28 protein-coding genes are annotated in these 24,312 nt (G+C 69.8%); 14 read left to right on the top strand and 14 right to left on the bottom strand.

Annotated features, from left to right (window positions below; all coding sequences use genetic code 11):
- Window positions 1–29: 29 nt before the first annotated feature.
- Window positions 30–434 (bottom strand): carboxypeptidase-like regulatory domain-containing protein, encoded by a 405-nt coding sequence (locus tag F0U44_RS04080; protein ID WP_149726936.1) that lies wholly within the window; start codon window positions 432–434, stop codon window positions 30–32.
- Between the two features lie 68 nt (window positions 435–502).
- Here F0U44_RS04080 and F0U44_RS04075 point away from each other — a divergent pair, with 68 nt between their 5' ends.
- A complete protein-coding gene (locus tag F0U44_RS04075) occupies window positions 503–1,237 on the top strand; it encodes a type 1 glutamine amidotransferase domain-containing protein (RefSeq protein ID WP_149726935.1) in 735 nt (244 codons plus the stop codon).
- On the opposite strand, the gene F0U44_RS04070 is transcribed toward F0U44_RS04075, so the two are convergent.
- The 8 genes from F0U44_RS04070 to F0U44_RS04035 form a co-directional block, all read right to left on the bottom strand.
- A complete protein-coding gene (locus F0U44_RS04070; protein ID WP_149726934.1) occupies window positions 1,218–2,570 on the bottom strand; it encodes a class I adenylate-forming enzyme family protein in 1,353 nt (450 codons plus the stop codon). The two genes, F0U44_RS04075 and F0U44_RS04070, sit on opposite strands and share 20 nt — an antisense overlap.
- Window positions 2,567–3,856 carry a hypothetical protein gene (locus F0U44_RS04065; protein WP_149726933.1) on the bottom strand — a complete coding sequence of 430 codons (1,290 nt, stop codon included), beginning with the start codon at window positions 3,854–3,856 and terminating at the stop codon, window positions 2,567–2,569. Before F0U44_RS04065 ends, F0U44_RS04070 begins: the two co-directional genes overlap by 4 nt.
- Window positions 3,857–3,863: 7 nt before the next feature.
- Window positions 3,864–4,604 (bottom strand): SDR family NAD(P)-dependent oxidoreductase, encoded by a 741-nt coding sequence (locus F0U44_RS04060; RefSeq protein ID WP_149726932.1) that lies wholly within the window; start codon window positions 4,602–4,604, stop codon window positions 3,864–3,866.
- Window positions 4,601–4,858, bottom strand: coding sequence for a phosphopantetheine-binding protein (locus F0U44_RS04055; RefSeq protein ID WP_149726931.1), 258 nt, complete (start codon window positions 4,856–4,858; stop codon window positions 4,601–4,603). The genes F0U44_RS04060 and F0U44_RS04055 overlap by 4 nt, the downstream gene beginning before the upstream one ends.
- A gap of 64 nt (window positions 4,859–4,922) precedes the next feature.
- Window positions 4,923–5,585 carry an acyltransferase gene (locus tag F0U44_RS04050; protein ID WP_223163569.1) on the bottom strand — a complete coding sequence of 221 codons (663 nt, stop codon included), beginning with the start codon at window positions 5,583–5,585 and terminating at the stop codon, window positions 4,923–4,925.
- A 24-nt stretch (window positions 5,586–5,609) separates the two neighbouring features.
- Window positions 5,610–6,491 (bottom strand): class I SAM-dependent methyltransferase, encoded by an 882-nt coding sequence (locus tag F0U44_RS04045; RefSeq protein ID WP_149726930.1) that lies wholly within the window; start codon window positions 6,489–6,491, stop codon window positions 5,610–5,612.
- Complete coding sequence (locus F0U44_RS04040) at window positions 6,488–7,180, bottom strand: SGNH/GDSL hydrolase family protein (protein WP_149726929.1); 693 nt, start codon at window positions 7,178–7,180, stop codon at window positions 6,488–6,490. Before F0U44_RS04040 ends, F0U44_RS04045 begins: the two co-directional genes overlap by 4 nt.
- Window positions 7,181–7,266: 86 nt before the next feature.
- The gene (locus F0U44_RS04035; RefSeq protein ID WP_149726928.1) at window positions 7,267–8,193 is read right to left on the bottom strand and encodes a hypothetical protein; all 927 of its coding nucleotides are present in this window, start codon (window positions 8,191–8,193) and stop codon (window positions 7,267–7,269) included.
- Window positions 8,194–8,406: 213 nt separating this feature from the next.
- On the opposite strand from F0U44_RS04035, the gene F0U44_RS04030 reads away from it, so the two are divergent.
- Genes F0U44_RS04030 through F0U44_RS04020 form a run of 3 tightly spaced genes read left to right on the top strand, consistent with a single transcriptional unit; the run spans window position 8,407 to window position 11,199 of the window.
- Window positions 8,407–9,660 (top strand): MATE family efflux transporter, encoded by a 1,254-nt coding sequence (locus tag F0U44_RS04030; protein WP_149726927.1) that lies wholly within the window; start codon window positions 8,407–8,409, stop codon window positions 9,658–9,660.
- A 9-nt stretch (window positions 9,661–9,669) separates the two neighbouring features.
- On the top strand, window positions 9,670–10,509 hold the full coding sequence (locus tag F0U44_RS04025; protein WP_149726926.1) for a sulfotransferase family protein: 840 nt from the start codon (window positions 9,670–9,672) through the stop codon (window positions 10,507–10,509).
- Between the two features lie 54 nt (window positions 10,510–10,563).
- Window positions 10,564–11,199: a CatB-related O-acetyltransferase gene (locus F0U44_RS04020; RefSeq protein WP_188113311.1), complete on the top strand. Its 636-nt coding sequence runs from the start codon at window positions 10,564–10,566 to the stop codon at window positions 11,197–11,199.
- Between the two features lie 25 nt (window positions 11,200–11,224).
- On the opposite strand, the gene F0U44_RS04015 is transcribed toward F0U44_RS04020, so the two are convergent.
- On the bottom strand, window positions 11,225–12,076 hold the full coding sequence (locus F0U44_RS04015) for a sulfotransferase domain-containing protein (RefSeq protein WP_149726924.1): 852 nt from the start codon (window positions 12,074–12,076) through the stop codon (window positions 11,225–11,227).
- A complete protein-coding gene (locus F0U44_RS04010; RefSeq protein WP_149726923.1) occupies window positions 12,073–13,149 on the bottom strand; it encodes a class I SAM-dependent methyltransferase in 1,077 nt (358 codons plus the stop codon). Before F0U44_RS04010 ends, F0U44_RS04015 begins: the two co-directional genes overlap by 4 nt.
- Before the next feature lie 86 nt (window positions 13,150–13,235).
- Here F0U44_RS04010 and F0U44_RS22905 point away from each other — a divergent pair, with 86 nt between their 5' ends.
- Genes F0U44_RS22905 through F0U44_RS03995 form a run of 3 tightly spaced genes read left to right on the top strand, consistent with a single transcriptional unit; the run spans window position 13,236 to window position 16,515 of the window.
- Window positions 13,236–14,261, top strand: a complete 1,026-nt coding sequence (locus F0U44_RS22905) for a glycosyltransferase family protein (protein ID WP_188113310.1) — start codon at window positions 13,236–13,238, stop codon at window positions 14,259–14,261.
- Between the two features lie 2 nt (window positions 14,262–14,263).
- A complete protein-coding gene (locus F0U44_RS04000; RefSeq protein ID WP_149726922.1) occupies window positions 14,264–15,316 on the top strand; it encodes a glycosyltransferase family 2 protein in 1,053 nt (350 codons plus the stop codon).
- Complete coding sequence (locus F0U44_RS03995) at window positions 15,313–16,515, top strand: glycosyltransferase family 61 protein (protein ID WP_149726921.1); 1,203 nt, start codon at window positions 15,313–15,315, stop codon at window positions 16,513–16,515. Before F0U44_RS04000 ends, F0U44_RS03995 begins: the two co-directional genes overlap by 4 nt.
- Here F0U44_RS03995 and F0U44_RS03990 read toward each other — a convergent pair.
- The gene (locus F0U44_RS03990) at window positions 16,505–17,089 is read right to left on the bottom strand and encodes a serine O-acetyltransferase (RefSeq protein ID WP_149726920.1); all 585 of its coding nucleotides are present in this window, start codon (window positions 17,087–17,089) and stop codon (window positions 16,505–16,507) included. The two genes, F0U44_RS03995 and F0U44_RS03990, sit on opposite strands and share 11 nt — an antisense overlap.
- Window positions 17,089–18,573 (bottom strand): tyrosine-protein kinase domain-containing protein, encoded by a 1,485-nt coding sequence (locus tag F0U44_RS03985; RefSeq protein WP_149726919.1) that lies wholly within the window; start codon window positions 18,571–18,573, stop codon window positions 17,089–17,091. Before F0U44_RS03985 ends, F0U44_RS03990 begins: the two co-directional genes overlap by 1 nt.
- 151 nt (window positions 18,574–18,724) lie before the next feature.
- On the opposite strand from F0U44_RS03985, the gene F0U44_RS03980 reads away from it, so the two are divergent.
- The 6 genes from F0U44_RS03980 (at window position 18,725) to F0U44_RS03960 (ending at window position 22,961) form a co-directional block, all read left to right on the top strand.
- Complete coding sequence (locus F0U44_RS03980; protein WP_149726918.1) at window positions 18,725–20,551, top strand: DUF4012 domain-containing protein; 1,827 nt, start codon at window positions 18,725–18,727, stop codon at window positions 20,549–20,551.
- Window positions 20,552–20,632: 81 nt separating this feature from the next.
- A complete protein-coding gene (locus F0U44_RS23815) occupies window positions 20,633–20,710 on the top strand; it encodes a putative leader peptide (protein ID WP_368732092.1) in 78 nt (25 codons plus the stop codon).
- 172 nt (window positions 20,711–20,882) lie between these two features.
- Window positions 20,883–21,731: a sulfurtransferase gene (locus tag F0U44_RS03975; protein ID WP_149726917.1), complete on the top strand. Its 849-nt coding sequence runs from the start codon at window positions 20,883–20,885 to the stop codon at window positions 21,729–21,731.
- Between the two features lie 2 nt (window positions 21,732–21,733).
- Window positions 21,734–22,030 (top strand): DUF1416 domain-containing protein, encoded by a 297-nt coding sequence (locus F0U44_RS03970; protein ID WP_149726916.1) that lies wholly within the window; start codon window positions 21,734–21,736, stop codon window positions 22,028–22,030.
- Window positions 22,031–22,110: 80 nt separating this feature from the next.
- A complete protein-coding gene (locus tag F0U44_RS03965; protein ID WP_149726915.1) occupies window positions 22,111–22,536 on the top strand; it encodes a thioredoxin family protein in 426 nt (141 codons plus the stop codon).
- On the top strand, window positions 22,533–22,961 hold the full coding sequence (locus tag F0U44_RS03960) for a DUF4395 domain-containing protein (RefSeq protein ID WP_223163568.1): 429 nt from the start codon (window positions 22,533–22,535) through the stop codon (window positions 22,959–22,961). The genes F0U44_RS03965 and F0U44_RS03960 overlap by 4 nt, the downstream gene beginning before the upstream one ends.
- On the opposite strand, the gene dtd is transcribed toward F0U44_RS03960, so the two are convergent.
- Window positions 22,939–23,364: a D-aminoacyl-tRNA deacylase gene (gene dtd, locus F0U44_RS03955; RefSeq protein ID WP_149726914.1), complete on the bottom strand. Its 426-nt coding sequence runs from the start codon at window positions 23,362–23,364 to the stop codon at window positions 22,939–22,941. The genes F0U44_RS03960 and dtd overlap by 23 nt on opposite strands.
- A gap of 62 nt (window positions 23,365–23,426) precedes the next feature.
- On the opposite strand from dtd, the gene F0U44_RS03950 reads away from it, so the two are divergent.
- Window positions 23,427–24,287, top strand: a complete 861-nt coding sequence (locus F0U44_RS03950) for a beta-keto acid cleavage family enzyme (RefSeq protein ID WP_149726913.1) — start codon at window positions 23,427–23,429, stop codon at window positions 24,285–24,287.
- The last annotated feature ends 25 nt before the right edge of the window (window positions 24,288–24,312 follow it).

The raw sequence follows: 24,312 nt of genomic DNA, 5'->3' as shown, positions 1-24,312 counted from the left end.
GGGCTAACGCATTTCCGACAGCGCCGCCGTCAGCGGATGCCGGTGTCGCACGGCACGTCGACCCGCGCGAAGGCGCCGTCCTCGACGTGGACGTCCATGAACTCGCAGGACAAGCCGGCCGCTGCGGTCACGATGTAGTCCCCGGGCGGAACCGCAACGCGGAATCGCCCGTCCTCGTCGGTCGTCGCGTGCGCGACGGGCGTGCCGATGCCGTAGGCCTCGCCGGGCGGCTGCTCGCCGATCGTCACCTCGACCGCTCCGGCCGCCACGTCGTCGCACGGCTGACCGGCGACCTCCACCGGGCACTGAGGTCCGAGGAGAACCTGGCCGGTGACCCCGGAGTCCTCCTCCGCCTGGCGCGGTGTCGCGTCCTCAGCGCACCCCGCCGACAGTGAGGTGACGATGACGGCGCACCACAGCGCTGCTCCCCGCATGCGGGTTGGACGCCGGAGCGGGCCGAGGAGTTCCCGGGCGGCCTCGACGGTTCTGCAACGATGCCCCCATGAGGGTCCTGGTCCCGCTCCCCGACACCGACTTCGACACCACCGAGGTCGCGGTCCCGTGGCGGATGCTGACCGATGCGGGACACGAGGTGGTCTTCGCGACCGAACACGGTGGCGCGGCGCCGCGCTGCGACGAGCGTCTGCTCGACGGGGTGCTCTTCGGCAAGCTGGGCGCCTACCCGGAACCGATCGAGTTCTACGACGACATGATCACCACCGACGCGTTCCTGCACCCGCTGTCCTGGCTCGACCTCGACGTGACGGTCTTCGACGGGCTGCTGCTGGCCGGCGGCCACGCGCCGGGGATGCGCCAATACCTCGGATCAGCGCAGCTGCAGGCCTCGGTGGCGCGGTTCTGGGCGACCGGCAAGCCGGTGGGTGCGATCTGCCACGGGGTGCTCCTCCTGGCCCGCAGCAAGGATGCCGACGGCGTCAGCGTCCTCGCTGACCGCCGCACGACCTGCCTGCCGAAGTACATGGAGCGCGGCGGCTACCTGCTCACCGCTTGGAAGCTCGGCCGCTACTACCGGACCTACCCGATGTACGTCGAGGACGAGGTGATCGCCCACCTCGCCAGCGCGGACCAGTTCGAGCGCGGCCCGCGGGAGACCAAGCGCGGCACCCGCACCGACCACGGACCCGCGTTCGTCGTCGAGGACGGCAACTACGTGTCGGCGCGCTGGCCGGGCGACGCCTACCTCTTCGCCGAGCGGTTCATGCACCGCCTCGGATGACCTTGTTCTCCTTCATCACGAGCTCCTCGACGACCACGATGCTCTTGGGCTGCCAGGGGCGGGGCAGGTCGGCGCAGGCCTCGCGGATGGCGGCCTTGACCGCCTTGTCGTCGGCCCCGGGTGCGAGCACCACGTCGACGGCGACCACGGCGCCGACGAGCGCGTTGGCCCGCCCGTAGACCCGAGCCGCCTGCACGCCGGCGACGGTCGTCACGCGGTCCTCGACGGGAAGCGGGTGCACCTTCACGCCGCCGACGTTGATGACATCGCTCTGGCGGCCACGGAACTCGATGCGGTCCCCGACGATCTCGACCATGTCGCCGGTCGCCCACCACTCGTCGGCCGGCCTGTCCTCCTCGCCGTGGTAGCCGAGCATGCTCGCGCCCGATCGGACGTAGAGCTGGCCATCGACGATCTTGAGGCTGACGTCGGCGTCGTTGGTGCCCTCGAGCAGCGAGACGGGGAGTCCGTCGTCTCCATCGCGGACCGAGCCGGTCGAGCCGAACTCCGAGCCGGCGTAGATGTGGGAGATCCGGGCATCAGGCCAGGTCTCGCGGAGCTCCTCGAGGAGCGCGCCGGGAGCGGCCTCGCCGCCGAGCGTGATCTGGGTGAACGGCGGCACCGGGCGCGGGTCCGCCCGGAACTCGGCGAGCATGAAACGCCAGAAGGTCGGCGTCGCGCTGATGTGGCTGACCGCGTGCTCGTGGATCAGCTCGAGGACGGCTTGCGGTCGTCGTACGGACGGGGCGACGAGGGTCGCGCCCGTGCCGAGCGTGTGGATCAGGACCTGGAGGCCGGCGAACTGCTGGGGGCCGTAAGCCAGCAACCACACCTGCCCCGACCCGTCGCGCGCAGCCGACATCCGCGACACCTGCCGCGACCAGTCGTGCCGGACGCCCTTGGGCGTGCCGGTGCTGCCGGTGGTGAGGACGAGGAGGGGGCGCCGTTCCGGGAGCGAGCCGAAGGCGGGCCCGTCGCCGCGGAGGCTCTCGGGCCGGACGATCACGGACGAGGTGCCGGCGAGGTCGTCGCGGTCCGAGACCACCACCGGGTGGGAGAACGACGTGGCCTGCCGGTCCATCTCCTCCACGGAGATGTCGGGTGCGTAGGTGCACGCTTCGGCGCCGATCAGCGACGAGGCCGCGAGCAGCGCCACGACGAGCGGGATGTCGTTGGAGACGACGGCGAACCGCTCGATGCCGGCGGCCCGCAGGCCGTGGGCCAGCGACTCGGCCTCGGCCGTGAGCCGCGCATAGCTCCACTCGCCGCCCTCGGCGATCATCGCGAGGGCGTCGGGTTGGCGCTCGGCGCCTCGGCGCAGGAGCTCGATCACTGCTGGTCCACGGCTGGGGGAGCCTCCTCGATGAGCGCGGCGAGCTCGCCGCGGAGGGTGTCGGTGAAGACGTCGGGGTCGATCGAGACCCGGTTGCGATCGAAGCTGAGGATGAAGGTGACCTTGCCGCGGAAGGTCGTCGTCGCGATGAAGAACACCTGGTTGGGCGTGGGGGCGAGGCCGACGCACACCCGGCGGACCGAGGCCGGGGCATCGCCGGTCACGACGCCCAGGTTGCTCAGGTTGGGCGCTGGCGTCGCGCTCTCCATCCAGCGGCGCACGACCTTGTCGGTCGCCTCGCCGACGGGCAGCTTGTCGACGCCGGAGAGCGCGAAGAAGAGCTCGGGCTCGCACCGGTCGACGCGTCGCCGGATGTCCTCCGACACGTGCCGGGCGAGCAGGCCGGGGTCCTCGGTGACGTCGAACGAGGCAGAGACGACAGCGGCCGACTGCCCGACGACGTCGACGGCCGCGGCAGCGGCGCGCACCCGAAGGTCGACGGTGGTCGAGAGCGGCAGCCGGCCGGCCCCCGGCGTCAACGCGCCCATCGTCTTGAGGACGGCGACGGTGAGCGCCCCGTGCACCGTGGCGCCCTGCGACTTCGACCAGCGGATGAGCGCGAGGCCCTCCTCCGGCGTCAGGTCGAAGAGCCGGTAGGCCAGGTCGCGGTCACCGTCGAGCGAGCGGTCGTACCAGGCGGGTGTCTCGCCGTTGCCGACGAAGCCCTCCTCGTCGCGGATCTCTCGCGCGACGGCAAGCATCTCCATCCGTCGGCCGGTCCAGTCGCGCTCGGGCAGCGTGAAGGAGCCGAGTCCTTGGGTGGGCGCCCCCAACGGGTGCCCGGTGACGTCGTCGCCCTCCAGCGCCCGCGCCAGCAGGAAGAGCAGCTGGACCATCGGCCGGCCGTCGAGCGCCGAGTGGTGCGCGGTCAGTGCGAAGCCGGTGCCCCCGGACGACCCGGGTGCCATCGCGCACCGCACGAGCGGACCGTCGAGCGACACGTGGGTGTCGCTGACCGTCGCAAGCATCGACAAGAGGTCGTCGTGGACCTCGACCTCGCCGACCACGGGGGAGGAGAAGTCGAAGTGCGCCTCGCGCGGCGAGGTCCGCACTACCCGTGCGCCGACGATCGGCACCGCCGCGGTGACCGCCGCCCACGCTTCGGTGACCTCGGCAGGGGAGTGGTCACCGGTGAGCTCGATGACACCCAAGGCGTTCATCGGCCACATCCGGTCGACGACCTCGTAGTAGACCTCGGTCGGGTCGAGCGGGCGGGTGATGGTCACCGGAGGGTCAGCAGGTCAGGCCACCGTCGATGACCAGCACCTGGCCGGTGAGCCAGTCGTTGCGGTCATCGACGAGGAACTGCACGGCACGCGCGATGTCGTCGGGCTCACCGAGCCGGCCGGCCGGGGTGCGGCGGACGATCTGGTCGAGCTGGCCGCCGTCGAGACCGTGGCTCATCTCCGTCTTCAGGTAGCCCGAGGCGATGCTGTTGACGGTGATCTTGCGCGAGCCGACCTCGCGGGCGAGCCCGCGGGTGAATCCGTCGAGGGCGGCCTTCGTGGCGCCGTAGACGGTCAGGCCGCGGTAGCCCGTGAGTCCGGTGATCGAGGAGATGTTGACGATCCGGCCGCTCCGCTTGGTGAGCATGCTGCGGACCACCTGGCGGGTGAGGTGGATCGTCGCCTTCAAGTTGAGGTCGATGACCGTGTCGGAGTCCTCGTCGGAGAAGAGCGCCAGGATGCCGTCGCGAGCGACGCCGGCGTTGTTGACGAGTACGTCGACCGCCCCCCAGCGGTCGATGACGGCCTTGACGAACGCGGTCGACTGCTCGCGGTCGCTGATGTCGGCCTCGATGAAGAGGAAGCGGTCGGCGAGCGCGGGGTCGCTCTCCCACTCCTTGGTGAGCGGGGTGGCGGAGCGGGAGCAGGTCGCGACCCGGTCACCGGAGTCGAGGAACGACTGCACGATGCCCGCGCCGAGCCCCTTGCTGCCGCCGGTGATGACGACAGTGCGTGGCTGGGTGCTCATGCGGGGACGGACGCCTCGCCCTCGGTGTAGAAGTCGACGATCTCGCCCACGGTCTCCGGCATCAGGCCGGCGCCGAACGGGTCGGTGCCGAACTCGTCCTCGAGCATCGCGGAGAGCTCCGCGGTCTCGAGCGAGTCGAGGCCGAGGCCGTCGCCGTGGATCGCGGTGTCGAGGGCGACGGTGAGGTCACCCTTGTCGGACCGCTCGAGCAGCGTGGTCACGATCGACAGGATCGAGCCTTGGAAGTCAGTCATTGTGTGTCAATCCTCCGTGGGGGACGGGCCGGAAACTACCAGTTGAACGTGTGCGGTCGGGCCGTTACCCCTGATAACGGTGCCGGTCGTAGAGGGACGCCTCGATCTCGATCGGGGCGAGGCGACGTGCGGGCACGCCTCCGTGCAGGTGGGCCGCCGCGACCTGCTGCCGCGTCCATGCCGTCGAGCCCGCCGCGAGGAGGGCGCCCTCGCCGATGGTGACGCCGGGGAGCACGGTGCAGTTGGTCGCGAGCGCTGCCGCCTTCTCCAGCGTCACGGTCTCGAGGATCAGGCCGCCGTTGACCGGGTCGAAGGCGTGGGTCAGGACGGTGCTGCGGATGCCGGTGATCCACGAGTGGTCACCGAGGATCACGCCGCCGCCGCAGTCGATGTAGTGCATGGAGATGACGTGGGCGTGCTCGCCCATACGGAACGTGCGCAACATGCCGTGGTCCACGGCGCCGGGCTCGAAGCCGGAGCCGCCGAGGAACCAGTTGAACATCACGATCCGCGAGCCCTTGCCGATCTCGACCAGCTTGAGGTAGCGGAAGGCGTTGAAGTTGCCGATCTGCACGCCCTCGGCGATGTCGAAGCGCTCGACGCTCTGCACCCAGCAGATGCCGATGCGCGCGGTCGGGTGGATCCGGTGCCCGAGGCGGTTCAAGATCTTGATCTTGAGGCCGCTGGCAGGCAGCAGGAAGACGAGCATCATCAGGCGCTGGCGCACGGGGGGACTCTAACTTTCTCGCGACTAGCGCGGTTTGCGTGCTTGCACGTCGAGAGTGATCCGCGGGACGGCGTTGTTGTCGACGGCCTTGTCCATGACCCAGGCGGTCGGCGGGATCGTCCAGGACGGCGCGCGCAGGGAGACGAGGTAGGCGCGCGACGACATCGGGTAGCGGGTGTGGGCATCGACCTTGATGTCGACGAAGCCGGCCCGCTCCAGCAGCGTGGTGATGCTCTGCTTGGTGTGGAGGATGCGGTGGTGGCCCGCAAGACGGCGGTCGGAGATCCGGGCGACCCGGCCGCCCGTGGCGACCTTGGTCCGGTAGAACGCCCGGTCGGCGACCGTGTTGTGCGGCGTCTGGAGGAAGAGCAGGCCACCGGGGTTGAGCATCCGGTGCACCTCGCGGAGCATCCGTTCGCCGTCGCGCACGTGGGCGAGGACGCACCACATCGTCACGACGTCGAAATCGTCCTCGTGGTCGTGCTCGGACAGGTCGCCCAGTTCGAGGTCGACGCCGCTGAGCTCGCGAGCGACCGCGATCGCGCCGGCCAGGATGTCGTTGCCGGACACGGTGAAGCCGTACTCGTCACGGGCGACGGCAAGGAACTCGCCACCGCCGGCCCCGACGTCGTAGAGCGTGGGCTTGTCGATGTCGCTGACCTCCTCGGTCAGCCACGCGAGCTTCTCCCGCCAGACAGCGGGCCCGACCCCTTCACGCTTGGCGTCGACCCAGTCGGCGACGTATTCGACCGAGACCTCCTCGGTGCCGACGACCTCGGTCGGCGCCGTGGTCTCCTCGACCAGGAACTGGGCCCGGCACTGCGGGCAGCGCGCGACCACGGTCGACGTACGGCGCGACGCGGGACCCACGTGCACCGCGGTCCCACCACACGCCGGGCAGTTCATCGGCCCGCCCCGTCAGCCGCGAGGACCCGGTTGATCTCGGCGCGGACCACCGCACGCCCCTCGTCGTTGGTGTGAAGGCCGTCGTAGGTGTAGCGCCACTGCCACACGCCGAACTCGTCAGAGAACTCGTCGATGCAGTCGACCAGCAGGATCCGTGGACCGTCGTCGGACATCGAGTCCGCGGCCTTGTGCATCGCGTCGCGCATCAGGTGGAGGGCGCGGGTGCGCTCCTCGAGCGTGCCGACCACGGGGAACCCGGTCTGCTCCTCGGCGACGTCGCTCTCCGGCGGCGGCACGTAGACCAGGACCCGGTCGCTGCCGGTGACCCGGGCCGCCTCGCGGATCCGCTCGAGGTAGGCGGGCACGAAGTCGTAGGTGCCGGGCTCGTCCATCCGGGGGACGAGGTGGCAGCGCACGTCGATCTCGCCGAAGCTGTAGACCCACAGCACGTCCTTGGCGTGCTTGGCGCGGCCGACCACCCGGAAGACCCGCAGGATGCGCGGCGGCAGGCCGCGTGCGGCGATGGAGAACTGGAGACGCGGCCCGAGGTGGCAGACCCACCGGCCGTCCTCGATGTGGCGCAGCGGCTTGCCGAGCTCCCGGGCCGGGGTCAGTGCAGCGTGGGAGTCGCCGACCCAGATCTCCTTGAGCTGGCCGCGGTAGGCGGCCCAGAAGAACTTGAACGACATGAGGAGGAAGGCTGAGCGGGCCTTCGTCTTCCGAAGCTTCCGCCGCAGGTCGTGGAAGCGCACCCGGTGTGGATCGGCCGCAGCCATCACACGCGTCCGGTCGGGAGGCAGGCGGCGGCCACCGTCGTGTTGGTGCCCGTGGCGACGTCGAGGACGGGGAGGTCGCCGATGAGCTTGAGCCGGTCCTCGACGCTGCGCATCCGCGACATGGTGCCGTCGGGGTTTCGGGAGGTGAGGAACCGGCTGGCCCGGTAGCCCTCCTCGGCCGTCAGGGAGGGCAGGTCGCCCGCGATGTCGTCGCGCACGAAGAACGCGTTGGCGCCGTTGCTCGAGCAACCGACGAACCGGTAGCCGCGCTGGCCGGCCAGGTGGACGAACGCGCCGAGGGAGGCGCCGAAGTAGAGCTGCGAGTAGTGCGCCTCGCTGTTGACGAAGGCGGGGTCGTAAGGCACCGAGATCGTGGCGGTCGGGCCGAAGAGCGCGTTGTACTCCATCACGACGATCGCGGGATCGACGACGTCGACCGCCTCCCACAGGTGGTAGTCGTTGCCGTCGACGTCGATCGACAGCACACCGATCGGGCCCGTGAAGCCGTTGTCCTTCATCAGCGCGTTGACGTTCTCGCGCGTCACGAACGCACTCACCGGCTCGACGTCGTAGCGCCAGCTCATCCCCGTGCCGAGGACGAACTTCATGTGCGCCTCGCCGCCGTCGATGACCAGGCCGCGCCAGTTGTTGTTCTGGACCAGGAACCGCGTGTTGGACTCGCGGTAGTCACCGGTGCCGATCTCCACGAACGAGTCGGGGTGCGCACCGATGCTGCGGATGAGGTACTGCAAGATGCCGTCCTCGCCGAACTGCGAGAACACCTTGAACTCGATGTCCTCGAGCTTGTCCGGCTTGGTGTTGGCCGCGAGCACGTGGCTCTCGAGCTTCCCGATCGCGAGGAGCAGCTCGTCGTGCTGCGCACGCAGCCGCCCGACCACCTGGCGTGCAACCGGGGCGGAAGCCACTCGTCGAAGTGAGCGGTAGGCAAAGGCGGATGCCATCGGTTCCCTTTCGCGGGGTGCGAGCATGACCACCCGGACGATAGCCGACGGTCTGGTGTCAGGATGGGCGAGGTCGAACAGCGGCTAGAGAGCCGGTCGACACTGCTCGGGGCCGACGAAGGGAAAGCAAAGATGGCGCTGGCTGGTGCAGGTGGGGCACACCGTCGGATGGGCGCGGTGACCCTGGACCAGATCATCTCCAGCGTCTCCAACTTCATGGTCCTGATCTGGTCGGCGCACGCGCTGGAGCCGATCGATTTCGGACGCTTCAGCCTCGCCTTCCTCATCTACATGTTCATCCAGGGCGGCATCGTGCGGTCGCTCGTCTCCTGGACGGTGATGGCGCACCCCGAGGACGCCGACTCCCGCGCCCGAGGCGTCCTCGGGTCCGCGGTGCTGCTGGCCTTCGTTGCCGGTTTGTTCTGCATCGCCTGCGGCGGGGCCCTGCTGCTCGTCGGGTCGGAGATGGGCACGCCCATCGTCCTCGTCGGAGCCCTCATGCCGCTCCTGTCGATCCAGGACGTCGGCCGCTACCTCGGCATCGCCCAGGCCAAGCCCGGCCGGGCCGTCTTCCTCGACACCCTGTGGCTGGTCCTGACGGTCGCCGCGCTCGGCGCCATCGCCCTCACCGACAACAACAGCCTGCTCTGGCTCGTCCTCGGCTGGGGCGGCACCGGCGCGCTCGCCGGCCTCTGGGTCTTCGTGCAGCAGGGGGTGCCGCGCGCGCACGACCTCTCGCTGCGCTGGCTCCGGTCCCGTTGGGAGTTCTCGTGGCGGTCGTTGGTCGCGGCCAGCTCGAGCGCTGCCGTCGCCATGTTCGGCTCGCTGGCCGTCGCCGTCGTCAGCGGGCCGTTGGCGGTCGCCGCCGTACGCGCTGCGCTGATCCTCGAGCGGCCGAGCACGACGGTCCAGGGCTCGGTCGCCGTCTCGGTCGGCGCCGACATCGCCCGTCAGCGGCCCGACAACGCCGGACTCATCAGGATGCAGCGCCGCGCGCTCGTCATCGGGATCGCCGTCGCGATCGTCATGGTGCTGATCTTCTTCCTCATCCCCGACTCGTTCGGCCGGATCCTCCTCGGTGACGTCTGGGCCCTGGTCACCCCGCTCCTCCTCGTCATCAGCCTGCGCGTCCTCGCCAACGGCACCCAGAGCGGGGTCCGGGCAGCCTTGATGGGCCGGCGCCAGATCAAGCCGGTGATGAAGATCGACATCCTCGGCACCGTGCTGATGATCGCGGGCATGGTGATCGGGGCGGCGATCGGCGACGGCGAGGGCGCCATGTGGGGCGCGTTCGTCGGTCAGCTGATCACGATCTTCTTCTGGTGGGGGGCCTTGATCGTGCACCTCCGCAGCGACTTCACCTACCCCGACGACCTCGACCCCGCGGAGGTGGCGATCCTCGAGGGTCGCACCGGCGAGGCGACCGTATGATCCGGTCCCATGCCTGAGCTCCGCAACGCCGTCTTCCGCGCCACCGCGCCGCTGCGTCGGACGACGGTGGCGCGACGCTCGGTCGCCGACGTGATCGTGTGTGGCGCCCAGAAGTCCGGCACCACCTACCTCGCCAACCTGATGGCGTCGCAGCCCGGGTTCTACTCGCCGCCGATCAAGGAGATCCACTTCTTCAACCTGCACTGGGCGAAGGGGGCGGACTGGTATGCCTCGCACTTCCAGCTGCGGTCCTCGGGCGCTCTGCAGGTCGACGCGAGCCCGTCCTACATGATCCATCCGGCGGTGCCCGACCGGATCAACGAGGTGTGCCCCGAGGCGAAGGTCGTCTTCGTGCTCCGTGACCCCGTCTCGCGGGCCTACTCCCACTACCAGCACAACAAGCGGGCCGGCTGGGAGCCGCTGGAGTTCCCCGAGGCGCTCGCGGCCGAGGACGGGCGCATCAGCGCCGACGTGGGGGCGCTGGAGAAGGACCCCAACACGTTGGGGGTCGACTACGCCCTCTACTCCTACCGGACCCGCGGTCTCTACCACCGCTTCCTGGAGCGCTTCTACGACGTCCTCGGCGCCGACAAGATCTTGGTGCTCGACTCGAAGAAGGTGTTCGGGGGCGACGCCGAGGAGTTCGCCCTGCTCGGCGAGTTCGTCGGCCGTCCGGTGCCGCCGGAGGCAGGCGTCGGCCAGCGGACCAACGCCGGCACCTACGCTCCCGAGGCCGGCGCCACCTCGGATGCGACCCGGGCCGAGCTGCGGGAGTACTTCGCACCGCACGACGCGCAGCTGGTCGCCCTGACCGGCCGCCGCTTCAGCTGGATGCCTCCGACGGACTGATCCGCACCGTGACCCCCGGGCCGGGGGTCGTGGATCGGTCAGTATCCTCGGCGCGTGGTTCAGCGATTCCCGGGTCCCGAGTTGAGGGCTTCCATCCGTCGTATCCCGACGTCGATCCGACAGCGTCGCCAGTGGTACAAGGACGACGTCGAGGTCGTGCGTACGGCGCGTGTGTCGCGCAACGCGGTCCTCGGTCGCCGTGTGCGGATCAACGGCTTCGGCGCGCACATCGATCCCTGCACGATCGGCCCCTACACGCTCGTCGGCCGGGTGGTCATCCGCGCGGCCAACCACCACACCGAGTTCCTCAACCTCCAAGAGCTCACCCAGCAGCACGTGATCGGCGGCCGCTCGGTCCTCAAGCCGCCGTCCGCTCCGGTCACGATCGGTGCCGGTTGCTGGATCGCCGACAACGTCGTGATCCTCGAGGGCGTCACCATCGGCAACGGAGTCATCGTCGGCGCCGGCGCCGTGGTCACGAAGTCGATCCCGGACTACGCCATCGCGATCGGCACCCCGGCGAAGGTGGTGAAGTACCGCTACCCCGAAGAGGTCATCGAGCTGATCAAGGACATCGACTGGTGGAACTGGAGCGATGCCAAGCTCCGCGCCAACGTCGAGCTGTTCAACGTCGACCTCTCGACGGTCGACCCTGCCGAGCTGAAGGAGCTGCTCGGCCGGCTCCACTGAGCTCGTCGCTCAGGGGGCAGCAGCCTCAGAGGCTGACGTACCAGTCGCGGTCGGTCTCGTAGCCGAAGTCGATGAGCGCGTCACCGGCGTAGGAGTCGAACACCTCGCCGGCCTCCCGGGTGAAGTGGTTGCGCCAGTCGCCCGACGCCCCCTTCCGGCGGAAGCTGCCGCGGTCCTCCTGGCCCGACTTGCGGCCCGCGGACCGCGAGAAGTCGTGGCGCCGTACGGCGAGCTCGACCATCTCCTGGTCCGGCTCGGCGCCGGCAGCCGCGAGCGCCTGCACCATCTCCGCGACCGGGTCGGCGTGGAGACCCTCGAACGACACGTGGCCGACGCCGGGGCGGTCCCACCAGTCGCGCACGTGGACGTGCCACGGAGTGCCGACCGTGGTCGGTGACACCGTCATCTGGAAGTCGATGAACTTCGGCAGGTTGCCCTGCACGTCGGCCGGGTCGAAGCTGCGTCCGTAGAGCCCGTCGAAGATCTCGGCGATGCCGGCCGAGAACCGCGGGTTCTTGTTCAGCTGGAGCGCGCGGGTCCAGTAGAAGTAGAACGACGTCATGACGTCGCGGCCGTCGCGCCGGATGTAGATCGCCTGCGGCATCCGCTCGTCGTAGAGGTAGTGCGAGTGCACCACCGCCTTGAACATCAGCGGCAGCTGGTAGTCCACCGGCACGGGCAGGCCGAGCGAGGTGCCCATCAGCTCGCACAGCCAGTTGGTGCCCGACTTGGGGAAGCCGCAGCCCACCCACATGCCGAGGCTCCGCCCACGGCGCTTGAGGATCTGGTGCGTGGTGGCCGCGGAGAAGCGTCGCAGCTTCTCCTCGGCCCACAGCGTCCTGGGGGACCGGTCGTCGTCGCCGACGATCTGGGTCACTTAGACGCGTCCGTCCGACGGAACAGGAAGTGGGTGTCGTGGAGGTCGATGAGCGCACGGAGCTCGTCGTTCTCGTAGACCGGGCGCTCGTCGACCTTCTCGTAACCGGCCGCGGCGACCAGGTGGGAGAAGTCCTGCATGGTGCCGTCGAGCTCGGTGCTCAGCAGCTGGTGCGGGGTGTTGGGGACGATGAAGAGCCACTCGATGTTGCGCTCCGCGATCCGGTCGAGCCACCAGCCGATGGCCTCCATCGAGCACTCCGAGAAGGAGTGGATGTTGATCGCGATGTCGTATTCGTCGGCGAGCGTCTCGTAGTCGGGCAGCGGAACGGCGCGCACGAAGTCGGGGACCCCGCGGTAGTCGAGGTAGTAGTCGCACAGGAACGTCGAGGTGGCGACGCCGTCGATGCAGTCGTACTTCGCGAGGTTGGGCAGGCCGGCCGAGATCCGGTGGGCCATCCGGCCGTAGCCGGCGCCGATGTCGAGCACGCGCAGGCCCTCGATGCTGCTCAGACCCATCTGGGCGTCGAGGTAGCTGATCTCGTTGACGCTGTCGAGCAGGTCGCGGCTGACCGGCGAGCGGTTGCCGTAGGTGAAGGTCCACGCGCCGAACGCGGAGTCCTCCTCGAGCCGCTTGAGCAGACCGAGGCGGTCGCGGGACTCGACGTCGAGGAGCGTGAGGTACATCCGCGCCTCGGCGGCGTTGCGGAGCTGGCGGAACTGCCAGACGTAGGCGTTGTCGCCACGGAACCACGCGAGCGAGAGGTTGCGCTTGAGGAAGCTCTGGCGCCACTGGGAGTGCGCCGTTGCCGACACGTCGAGGTTGTCGTAGGCAGCCTGCAGCGCGACGAGCTTGGGGTTGTCGAGACGCAGGGTCTGCTCGGCGCCGGCCGGCAGCGGCATCTCGTCGTTGTGGGAGACGCGGGCGTAACGCTGCGCCTCGTCGTCCATCTTGGTCACCAGGTAGCCGCCGCGGGCCGCGACGGCCTTGGCCTGACGCTTCGCCCAGGACTTCACGAGGGACGGGTTGGCACGCTTCAGCTTGGCAATGAACTGGCTGTCAGAGGGGGGCACAGTGGGCAACCCTAAGACAGGAGTCTGTGTCTGGTGGAATGTTCCACGTCCTGACCTCCAGGGCTGACCGGAAGGATGCCGCTCACGTGCTCTCGACGCCTGTCGTGCTGATCGCGTTCAACCGCCCCCACCTCGCCCGCCGCACCCTCGCTGCGATCCGGGAGGCCGCGCCCGAACGGGTCTTCCTGGTCGCCGACGGGCCGCGCGCCGACCGGCCCGACGACGCGGCGCTGTGTGCCGAGACGCGGGCCGTCTTCGACGAGATCGACTGGCCCTGCCAGGTCGAGCGAAAGTTCTCCGAGGTCAACCTCGGCGTCGAGGGCAACGTCGAGCTCGGCCTCGACTGGGTCTTCTCCCAGGTGCCCGAGGCGCTCGTCTTCGAGGACGACTGCACGCCCGACCCGAGCTTCTTCCGCTTCGCCGAGGAGCTGCTCGAGCGCTACCGCGACGACCCCCGCGTCTGGCAGATCGCCGGCAACCGCCACGGCGTCCCGACCAAGCTCTACAAGGGCGACAGCTACGCGTTCGCCACGTGGGCGAGCGTGTGGGGCTGGGCCACCTGGGGCGACCGCTGGCAGCGGCACCGCGCGATCTTCACCCGCGACCACGAGCGGCGGTCGGCGACCGACGCCGGCGACGCGCCCGTCCGCACCCGACCGGCGGTGCCCGCGCCCGGCACGCTCGTCACCCGCGCGGGCCAGCGCCACTTCGCCGATGCCGCGTCGTCGACCGACGTGGTCACCCATGGCTGGGACAAGCACTGGTGGCTCACCGTCATGAGCGAGGGCGGTCTCTGCATCGCGCCGGCCGGCAACCTCGTCGTCAACGGCGGCTTCGGCGCCGACGCCACCCACGGCTACTCGCCGGGTCGTGAGGACGACCCCGCCGAACCGATGGACTTCCCGCTGAAGCACCCGGCGCAGGTCGCCCTCGACGTCGATGTCGAGCGCGAGCTCGAGCTCCACCTCAACCGCGTCGGAGGTCCCGCAGCCCGGCTGGGTCGCAAGCTGATCAAGTCCCCTAGACTGCGCCGCGCCGCTCGCGCGGCCATCAACAGTCGTCCCGCGAAGAGTGCCGCGCGGGTTGCTTCCCGGATGACCCAGAGGAGCTGATCGTGGCTGACCCCCAGCAGCCCCCCTTCCAGCCACTACAGACCCCTGTCGTCCTGATCGCCTTCCGGCGGCCAGACGTCACCCAGCGCAACCTCGACGTGCTGCGTCGGGTGCAGCCCGAGCAGCTGTTCATCGTCGCCGACGGTCCTCGGCCGGGCCGGCCCGACGAGGCCGAGAAGTGCGCGGAGGTGCGCGCGCTGATCGACCAGATCGACTGGCCGGTGAAGGTCGAGCGGAAGTTCGCCGAGCGCAACCTCGGCCTCGAGGCCAACGTCGAGCTCGGTCTCGACTGGGTGTTCTCCCAGGTCGACCGCGCCATCGTGCTCGAGGACGACTGCATCCCCGATCCGTCGTTCTTCCGCTACGCCGACGAGCTCCTCACGCGCTACGCCGACGAGAAGCGGGTCTGGCAGATCGGTGGCGACACCCACCTGGTGCCGAAGGAGATGTTCCACGGCCACAGCTACGGGTTCTCCACCTGGGCCAGCGTGTGGGGCTGGGCGACCTGGGCCGACCGGTGGCACGACCACCGGTCCGAGTTCAATCGCGACCACGCCGGAGCCGAGGACCGGGTCGACCAGACCCCGCGCACCGCCGACGCGCAGCGCACCCATGTCGCCGTACCTCATCCGGATGCGCTGGTCACCGAAGCCGCCCGCAAGCACTTCACGTTCGTCTCCACCGAGCCCGACGGCGACCGCTACGGCTGGGACCACCACTGGTGGGTGACGATCATGTCGCGCCAGGGCCTGTCGATCATGCCGTGCGTCAACCTCGTCGAGCACGACGGCTACGGCGAGGGGGCGACCCACACCCGCGCCGCCAAGGACCCCGTGCCCGCCGACGCGCTGGAGTTCCCGCTGCAGCACCCGCCGACGGTCGAGCTCAACGAGGACGCCGAGCGTGAGCTCGAGCTGGTCCTGCTGCGCACCGACGGTCGGCTCTCGCGGCTCGCGCGCAAGCTGATCCGGCCGCTGTGGATGCGGGCGATGGTGCGACGGGTCCTCGAGGTCCCGATCGTCTGGCGCGTCGTACGACGGCTGGTCGGCCAGTGAGCAAGCTGCCGGCCCGGTTCCAGCCGCTGTGGCCGCTGCTGAAGCGGGTCCACCGCTTCCTCTCGGTCCTCGCGGGCGTCGCCTACCGACCGTTCGGCCGCTTCCTGGGGGTCCGAGGCCTGCCACGCACCGCGACCACCGCCTCGACCGTCACCGCTGAGCGGGAGGCGGGAGCGGTCACCCTGCACCCGGCCGGCCCTGCCGAGATCCTCGAGCGCGGCCCGGCCCAGGGCACCCCGGCGGCCCACTGGGTCTTCGAGCGCGGTCGTCACGCCGAGGTCCCGGCGCGCTACGTCCTCGACATCCGCGACGGACGGATGGTCGGCGACTTCGGAGCGACCGTGACGCCGGGCGGCATCCTCGACTACCAGACCTCGGGCTACTTCGGCCTGCAGAGCTGGCGCGAGCACCCGGTGTTCCTGCGTCCGCGGCTGCCCGAGGTCGAGCACCACGACGGCACCCTGCTCAGCCTGACCACCCGGGGGACGGCGGGCAATTACTACCACTTCCTCTACGACGCGGTTGCTCGCTACGGCATCTTCGAGGACGCCCTCCCGGGGGAGCGGGTCGACGGCGTGATCGTGCCGCACGGGTCCGGCTACCAGCGCCAGATCCTGGAGCTGGCCGGCATCCCCGGTCCCTACATCCAGCCGCGGCCCGACCGCACCATCAGCGCCGACCGGCTGCTCGTCCCGAGCACGCCCAACCAGGACCTCGTCGCGCCGCGATCGGCCACCGAGTGGCTGCGCAAGCGGCTGCCCCCGAGCGGTGCGACCGGCACGCCGACCAAGCTCTACCTCTCCCGCGGCCAGCAGCCCGGCGCCCGCCGCTACCTCCAGGAGGGCGAGCTGTGGCCGCTCCTGGAGCGCCAGGGTTTCGTGATGCTCGACCCCGGCACCCTGTCGGTCCAGGAGCAGATCGACGTGTTCCACAACGCCGAGGTGATCGTCGCGCCGCACGGCGCCGCCCTGACCAACATCACGTGGAGCCGTCCGGGCGTGCGCGTGCTGGAGATGTTCGCCGGCACCTACGTGCACCTGGGTCTCTGGACGATCGCGGAGGCGATCGGCGGCATCGACTACCGCTACCTGGTCGGCACGGGCACCCTGCCTGTGGGCAAGGAGCCGACCGGCATCGTCGACGACATCGACATCCCGGCCGAGGTCGTCATGGCCGAGCTGGAGGCGCTTACTCGGTGATCGCCGCGGTCGCGCGGCTGGGGTCCTGCTCGTAGGGGACCAGCCGGCGCACGATCTTGGCGGGGGAGCCGATCACGACGACGTTGGCGGGCACGTCACCGCGGACCACGGAGTTGGCGCCGACCACCGAGCCGTCGCCGACGCTGACCGTGCCGAGGACGACCGCGTGGGCGCCGATCGTGACGTGGTCGCCGAGCACCGGGAAGCCGTAGTCGCCCGAGCTGCCCCGGCCGGGCTCGCCGAGCACCACGCCGGGGTTGAGCCGGCAGTCGATGCCGGTCACCACGCCGGGGCCGACCACGACGCCGTTGGAGTGGACCAGGGCGAAGCCGGCGCCGAGGGTGGCATCGGGGTGGATCTCCGCACCCGACCACACCAGCCCGATCGAGCGCAGCACGAACGCGAACGGCCGCAGAGGCGTGCGGGCGATTGCGGAGGCGATCCGGTGCAGCACCACCGCGTGGACCTGGGGCGTGACGAACGCCTTGCCCAGGACCCAGACCCAGAAGCCGAGCCCCGTGCGCTTCGTGTGATCGACGTTCGCCCGAAGGTCGGCCTCGATGGTGCTGAGCATCAGACCAGCGGTGCCTTGTGGCTGCCCTCGTCGTCGGGCGGCGTCTCCTTGGCGGCCTGACGCGGGGAGATGGCCTTGCGGCTGCCCTTGCCCTTGGTCGGCGTGGCGCGGCGGCTCTTGCCGCCCTCACGCACGGGCGAGGTCTCCTCGTAGTAGTAGTAGTAATACGAGCCGATGGCGCGCTTGGCGACCATGTTGACCACGACGCCGTAGAGCCGACCGCCGACCTGGCTGAGGCGGTTGACCGCCTCGGTGATCTGGTCGCGGTTGGTCTGGCCGTGGCGGACGACGAGGATCGAGCCGTCGGCCAGCGTCGAGAGGACCGACGCGTCGGCGACCGGGAGCAGCGGCGGCGCGTCGATGATGATCATGTCGTAGGACTGGCGCAGGCGCCGGATCAGGTCGTGCGTCACCCGCGACTGCAGGATCTCGGTCGGGTTCGGCGGCTTCGCGCCGCTGGCGAGCACGTGCAGGCCGCTCGGCTCGTGGACCTGGATCGCGTCCTCGATCTCCGCCTTGCCGACAAGCGCGGTCGTGAGGCCGATCGCCGGGTCGACGCCGAGGGTGCTGGCGACCCGGGGTCGCCGCAGATCGGCGTCGATGACGAGGACAGTGCGCCCGGTCTGCGCGAGCGCGACGGCCAGGTTGGTCGACGTCATCGTCTTGCCCTCGCCGGGCACGGCGCTGGTGACCACGAGCACGCGAGCCCGCTGGTCGATGTCGATGAACTGGAGGTTGGTCCGCAGGAGGCGGAACGCCTCGGTGCGGGCCGCGAAGGCACCCAGGTCGGTGAGCAGTGGCGCCGAGCGGATCTCGTTGTCGAACCCGATGCTCGCGAGGACCGGAGCGTCGGTGACCTCGGCGATGTGGTCGGCGGTGCGGACGGTGCGGTCGAGGAGCTCGCGGGAGACCGCGAGGCCGATGCCCAGCAGGAGGCCGATGAGACCGCCGGCGAGCATGTTGAGGATCGTGTTGGGCTCGACCGGGTTGGGGTTGTATTCAGGCTGGTCGGTGACGTTGAGGGCGATCTGCGACTCGCCACCCTCGCCGATCGTCTCGATCTCCTCGGCGTAGGCGGTGAACTCCGACGTCACGACGTCGGCGATCGTCTGCGCCTGGTGCGCGTCCTCGTCCTTGACCGTGATCTTCAGGACCGACGTCGCCTGGACGACCTCGGTGGAGATCTCGTTGCTGAGCTCCTGAGGCGTCATGTCGAGGTCGAGCGTGTTGATCACCCGGCCGGCGAGCTCGGTGCTCTTGGCAAGGTCGGCGTAGGACGTCACCCGGTTCTGGAGGAAGTACGTCGCCTGCGACGCCTCACCCGCGGTGCCGGCGTTGACCGACACGATCACGCGGGACGAAGACTCGTACTTCGGCGTGATCAGGGCAGAGACCCCACCGGCGATGCCGAGCGCGACCACCAGGACCAGGAAGACGCTGCGCCAGCGACGGCGCAGCACCAGCAAGAACTGCTTGAAATCCACAGACCCTCATCTCGACGTCCACTGCGTAGGCATGTGGAGAACGTCATGACCGGTCATTCGGTCACGCGACCCTCCCAACGCTCAGGCATCCTACGAGATAGGTGGTGCGCCGCCCACAACGCGCCCGCACCCGGATGGCATGCTTGCTCGCGTGTCTCCCGTGGTCCGCCGTCGACGACGCCGTCGACCCCGCGGTTGGCGCGGGGTGGTCTGGTGGCTGAGGGACCAGCCACGACGTACGGCGTGGCTCGCCGCAGGCGTGGTCGTCGGCGTGTTCCTGCTCTGGACCGGCTGGACCGTCTTCTCGGCCGTCCAGGCGCTCAAGGACGTCCAGCACGACGCCCTGGTGCTGCGCAGCGAGCTCCAGCAGGGCGACGCCGAGCACGCCCGCGAGGCGCTGCAGGACTACCAGGACAGCGCCGCGCGGGCGCAGGGCCGGACCGACGGCCCGACCTGGTGGATGATCGAGCAGACGCCGCTCGTCGGTGACGACGCGGAGGCGGTGGCGACGGCCGCCGAGGTGCTCGCGGACCTCGGCGACGACGGCATCCCGCAGCTCGTCGACGCTGCTCAGCTGGTCGCGGCGCGCTCGTTCAACCCGGCCGACCACCGGTTCCCGCTGGAGACCATCGAGTCGATCGGACGACCGGCCAAGGAGAGCGAACGCGCCTTCGAGGCGGCGGCGACCCGGCTCCAGTCGGTCGACTCCTCGGGCCTGAGCGGCCCCCTGGGCTCTCGCTACGACGAGCTGAGCGCTCTCGTGCTCGACGCGAGGTCGGCACTGGGCTCCGCCTACCGGGCGGCGGAGCTGATGCCGAGCCTCCTGGGCGCCGACGGCCCCCGCAACCACCTGCTCGTCTTCGAGAACAACGCCGAGCTCCGCAGCCTGGGCGGGCTGGCGGGATCGATCTCGCTGGTCCACGCCGACGGCGGTGACGTCGACATCGTGAAGCAGGAGGGCACGTCGAAGTACGGCGGCCTGCAGCGCCCGATCATCAAGCTGACCGCCGGGGAGGAACGGGTCTTCGGACCCACGCTCGGCCAGTGGTTCATGAACGCGAGCATGACGCCTGACGCTCCGCGCGCCGCCGACCTCGCTGCTGCCCGGTGGAAGAGGGAGATCGGCGGCGACGTCGACGGGGTCTTCTTCGTCGACCCGGTCGCGGTCTCCTACCTGCTGCGCGCGACCGGACCGGTGGAGGTGCCCGGCTACGGCGCCGTGTCCTCGGCCGACGTCGTGAGCAAGGTGGAGAACCAGATCTACCTCAACGCGCCCGACCGGGCCGCGCAGGAGGACTTCCAGAACGCGGTGGCGAGTGCGGTGTTCGACGCGTTCGCCGCCGGGCGCGGTGACCCGGTCAGCGTCATCCGCGAGCTGGTCACCGCGGTCAGCGAGGGCCGGATCCGGGTCCACAGCTTCGTCGACGACGAGCAGGCGCTCATCGCCGACACGGCGATCGCCGGCCAGTTGACGACCGAGGACGACCGGCCGCACGTGGGCGTCTACGTCAACGACGCTCTCGAGTCGAAGATGACCTACTACCTGCACTACGAGGTCCAAGCGGTCGCCCGGAAGTGCAGCGGGGCCGGCCAGGAGGTCGCCGGCACGATCGCCTTGACCAACACGGCGCCCGCGGACTACGACCTGCCGCCGTCGGTGACCGGACTCTTCCCGTTCGCGCGCTTCTACGGGGAGATCGAGCCGGGTCAGCAGCGCGTCGCCGTCTACGTGATGGCGCCGCGCGGCGGCAGGCTGACCGAGCTCTCCCTGGATGGCCGGTCCTTCGACCCCGTGGCCAGCCTCGACCTCGACGGCCGTGAGGTCGCCCAGGTCATCATCGTGATGGACCCGGGACAGACTCAGAAGATCGACTTCACCGCGACGTCCGGCCCCGGGCAGACGGGGCCGGTCCGCCTCGACGTCACACCGGGTGCTTTTCCGGGGTCGTCGGCGCGCACCTTGCCGAGCGCCTGCTAGGCGTCTCAGTATCTGATCAGCCGTCTCATTAATTGGGATGCCGATTGGGGCGGCGGCCGAACCGCCCGTAGTGTGATCGTCATGTCGACGACCTGGCTGACCAAGCGACGCGCAGTGGACAACTGCCGCGTCAGCTCGGCGCTGTGTCGAATGCGCTGAGCGGGGTCTCCACCCGACGGCTCGCCCGTCACTGCTGACACCCGGCGCAGATTCTGTGGCACCACTTCCGTGGTTGCCGACTGCGTCCTCGACATCCCGCGTCGTGTCAGGTCAGCCCCTAGCAGTGCCGTCTCACCTCCTTGCAGGACCGAACACTCAAAAAGGAATCACCATGAGCCGCGAGAACTCGCTCGTCTCCGCCCAGTGGGTAGAGGAGAACCTCGACAACGCCAAGGTGGTGCTCGTCGAGGTCGACGAGGACACCTCCGCCTACGACAAGGGCCACATCCGGGGCGCCATCAAGCTGGACTGGACCACCGACCTCCAGGACCAGGTCCGCCGCGACTTCGTCAACAAGGCGCAGTTCGAGGCCCTTCTGTCCTCGCGCGGTGTCGCCAACGACGACACCGTCGTGCTCTACGGCGGCAACAACAACTGGTTCGCGGCCTACGCCTACTGGTACTTCAAGCTCTACGGCCACCAGGACGTCAAGCTGCTCGACGGCGGTCGCAAGAAGTGGGAGCTCGACTCCCGTGAGCTGATCTCCGACCTGCCCGAGCGCGCCGCGACCTCCTACACCGCGCAGGAGCAGGACCTGTCCATCCGCGCGTTCCGTGACGAGACCGTCGCCGCGATCGGCACCCAGAACCTGGTCGACGTCCGCTCGCCCGACGAGTTCGCGGGTCGCCTCCTCGCCCCGGCCCACCTCCCGCAGGAGCAGGCTCAGCGTGCGGGTCACATCCCGACCGCGGCCAACGTCCCGTGGAGCAAGGCGGCCAACGACGACGGCACCTTCCGCTCTGACGACGAGCTCAAGGAGATCTACACCGAGGCCGGCGTCGACTGGTCCAAGGACACGATCGCCTACTGCCGCATCGGTGAGCGCTCGAGCCACACGTGGTTCGTCCTCAAGGAGATCCTCGGCCAGGACAACGTGAAGAACTACGACGGCTCGTGGACCGAGTACGGCTCCCTCGTCGGCGTTCCGATCGCCCTCGGCGACGAGCCCGGGGAGGCCTGAGTATGTGCGGCGCAACTGCGGGCGGCCTGTCGCTCAACGGCATCAACACCGACATCGAGGCGATCATCCAGGGTCAGGTGACCAAGGGTGGCGAGCCGGTCAGCACGGGCTACGTCCGTCTGCTCGACCGCACCGGTGAGTTCACCGCCGAGGTCCCGGTCTCCGCGACCGGTCACTTCCGGTTCTTCGCCGGTGATGGCGAGTGGACGCTGCGCACCCTGGTGCCCGGCGTCGACCCGACCGACCGCAAGGTCCAGGCGGCGGTCGGCTCGATCGCCGAGGTCCACATTTCCGTCTGATCGGGCAAGTCTGATTCGAATGACCTTCCACACGGCGGCTCCCGGAATCCCGGGGGCCGCCGCGTGCGTTGGAGCCTGATGTGACCGGACTCGTGATCCTCGCCGTCGCCGCGCTCGCCGCGGTGGGCTTCGGCCTGCACCGGCGACGCACCGACGGCCGGTTCGTCGCATCCGAGACGACCACCTGGTCGCGTGTTGCGACGTCGCTCCCGGCGGCCGAGCCGGGGGAGCGTGCCACGCTCGTCCAGTTCTCCTCCGCGTTCTGCGCTCCGTGTCGCACCGCGCGGGTGGTGCTCGCCGACGTGGCCGCCCAAGAGTCGGGGGTGCGTCACGTCGAGATCGACGCCGAGAAGCACCTCGACCTGGTCCGTGCCCTCGACGTACGGCGGACGCCGACCACGCTGATCCTCGACGGTTCGGGTCACGAGGTGCTGCGCGCCGCCGGGGCGCCGCAGAAGAGCCAGGTGCTCGCCGCGCTCGCCCACTCGTCAGGAGCCAGCCGATGATGATCGACCCGCGCGGACCGCGCTTCACGGCGTCGGTGACCGCAGTGGTGCTCGCGGTGACCCTCGTCCTGCCCGCGGCGGCCGCGACCGTGCTCATCGGTGTCCAGGCGGTGTTCTTCGCGACGGGGGTCGTGGCCGGCGTACACAACACTCCGACGGGGCTGACCTTCCGGCACCTGGTCCGGCCGCGTCTCGCGCCGCCGACCGACCTTGAGGACCCGGCGCCGCCGCGCTTCGCGCAAGGGGTCGGGCTCGGCTTCGCGACGGTGGCCCTGATCGGCTACCTCGCGGGAGCGACCGTCCTGGCCCAGGTCGCCGTCGGGTTCGCGCTGGTTGCCGCGCTGCTCAACGCGGTGTTCGGTCTCTGCCTGGGCTGCGAGCTCTACCTGCTCGGCAAGCGGGTCACCGCTCCAGCAGCACGGTGAACGGGCCGTCGTTGACCGACGACACCTCCATCATCGCGCCGAAGACTCCGCGCTCGACCCGCGTGCCGAGTCGCTCGAGCTCGGCGCACACCGCGTCGTAGAGCGGCTCGCTCACTGGTCCCGGCGCCGCGGCGGTCCAAGAAGGACGCCGGCCCTTGCGAGCGTCGCCATAGAGGGTGAACTGGCTGACCACGAGGGCTGGCGCGTCGACGTCGGAGGCGGACTGCTCGTCGCGGAGGATCCGCAGGTCCCGGATCTTGCGCGCCATCCAGGCGGCGTCGTCGATGCCGTCGCTGTGAGTCACGCCGAGGTAGACGAGGAGGCCGGGCTCGTCGATCGCGCCGACGACCTCGCCGGCCACCGTGACCGACGCCGACAGGACCCGTTGGACGACCGCGCGCATGGATTCATCCTTCCAGTGCCGTCGAGGCGACAGAACTTGTTGTCATCTGAGACAATTGCCGGATGAAATCGAGTGTGACGGGCGTCGACTCGCAAGCATTACTGATCACCGTCGCTCCGACGGGCGCTGAGACCGCCAAGGCCGACTGCCCGCAGCTGCCGACGACGCTCGAGGAGCTCGTCCGAACGGGTCAGGAGTGCGAGGCGGCGGGCGCGGCGATGATCCACGTGCACATCCGCGACGCCGACCACCGTCCCACGCTCGACCTCGCCCGGCTCACCGACACCGTCCAGGCGCTCCGCGAGGGCACCGACCTCGTCGTGCAGCTCTCCACGGGTGGCTCGGTCCACGACCCGCTCGAGCACCGGCTCCGGGTGCTCGACGCGCAGCCCGACTCGTGCAGCCTGACGATGGGCACCACCAACTTCGGCGACGACGTCTTCAGCAACCCGTGGCCCTTCGTCTGCGAGCTCTACCAGCTGAGCCAGGAGCGCCAGGTGGTGCCGGAGTTCGAGCTCTTCGATCTGGGTCAGGTGGCCGCGCTGCAGCGCCTCCTCGACCGCTACGGCCTGCCGTACGGCGGCCGGGTGCACTGCGACCTGGTGATGGGCGTCCCTGGCGGCATGCCCGGCACGACGGACGCACTCGTCGCCGCCGTGGCCGCCCTCCCTGCCGAGGTCACCAGCTGGTCGGCCACGGGCATCGGCCGTACGACGCTTCCCGTCGGGCTGGCCGCGCTGAGCAAGGGCGGGCACCTCCGGGTCGGGATGGAGGACGTCTTGACGATCAGTCGCGGGGTGCCGGTCGAGAGCAATCGTCAGCTCGTCGAGCGGGCGGTCGCGATGGGTGATCTTGCTCAAAGACGCCCGATGACCACGGCGGAGGCGCGTACCCTTCTGGGATTGGTGCTTGCTGAGGTGTGACCTCGTGCAAGCACTCTCGTTAGCG

It is taken from the genome of Nocardioides humilatus (genome assembly GCF_008373755.1).
GTDB classification, from domain to species: domain Bacteria; phylum Actinomycetota; class Actinomycetes; order Propionibacteriales; family Nocardioidaceae; genus Nocardioides; species Nocardioides humilatus.
This window is presented reverse-complemented; position numbering and strand designations above follow the sequence as displayed.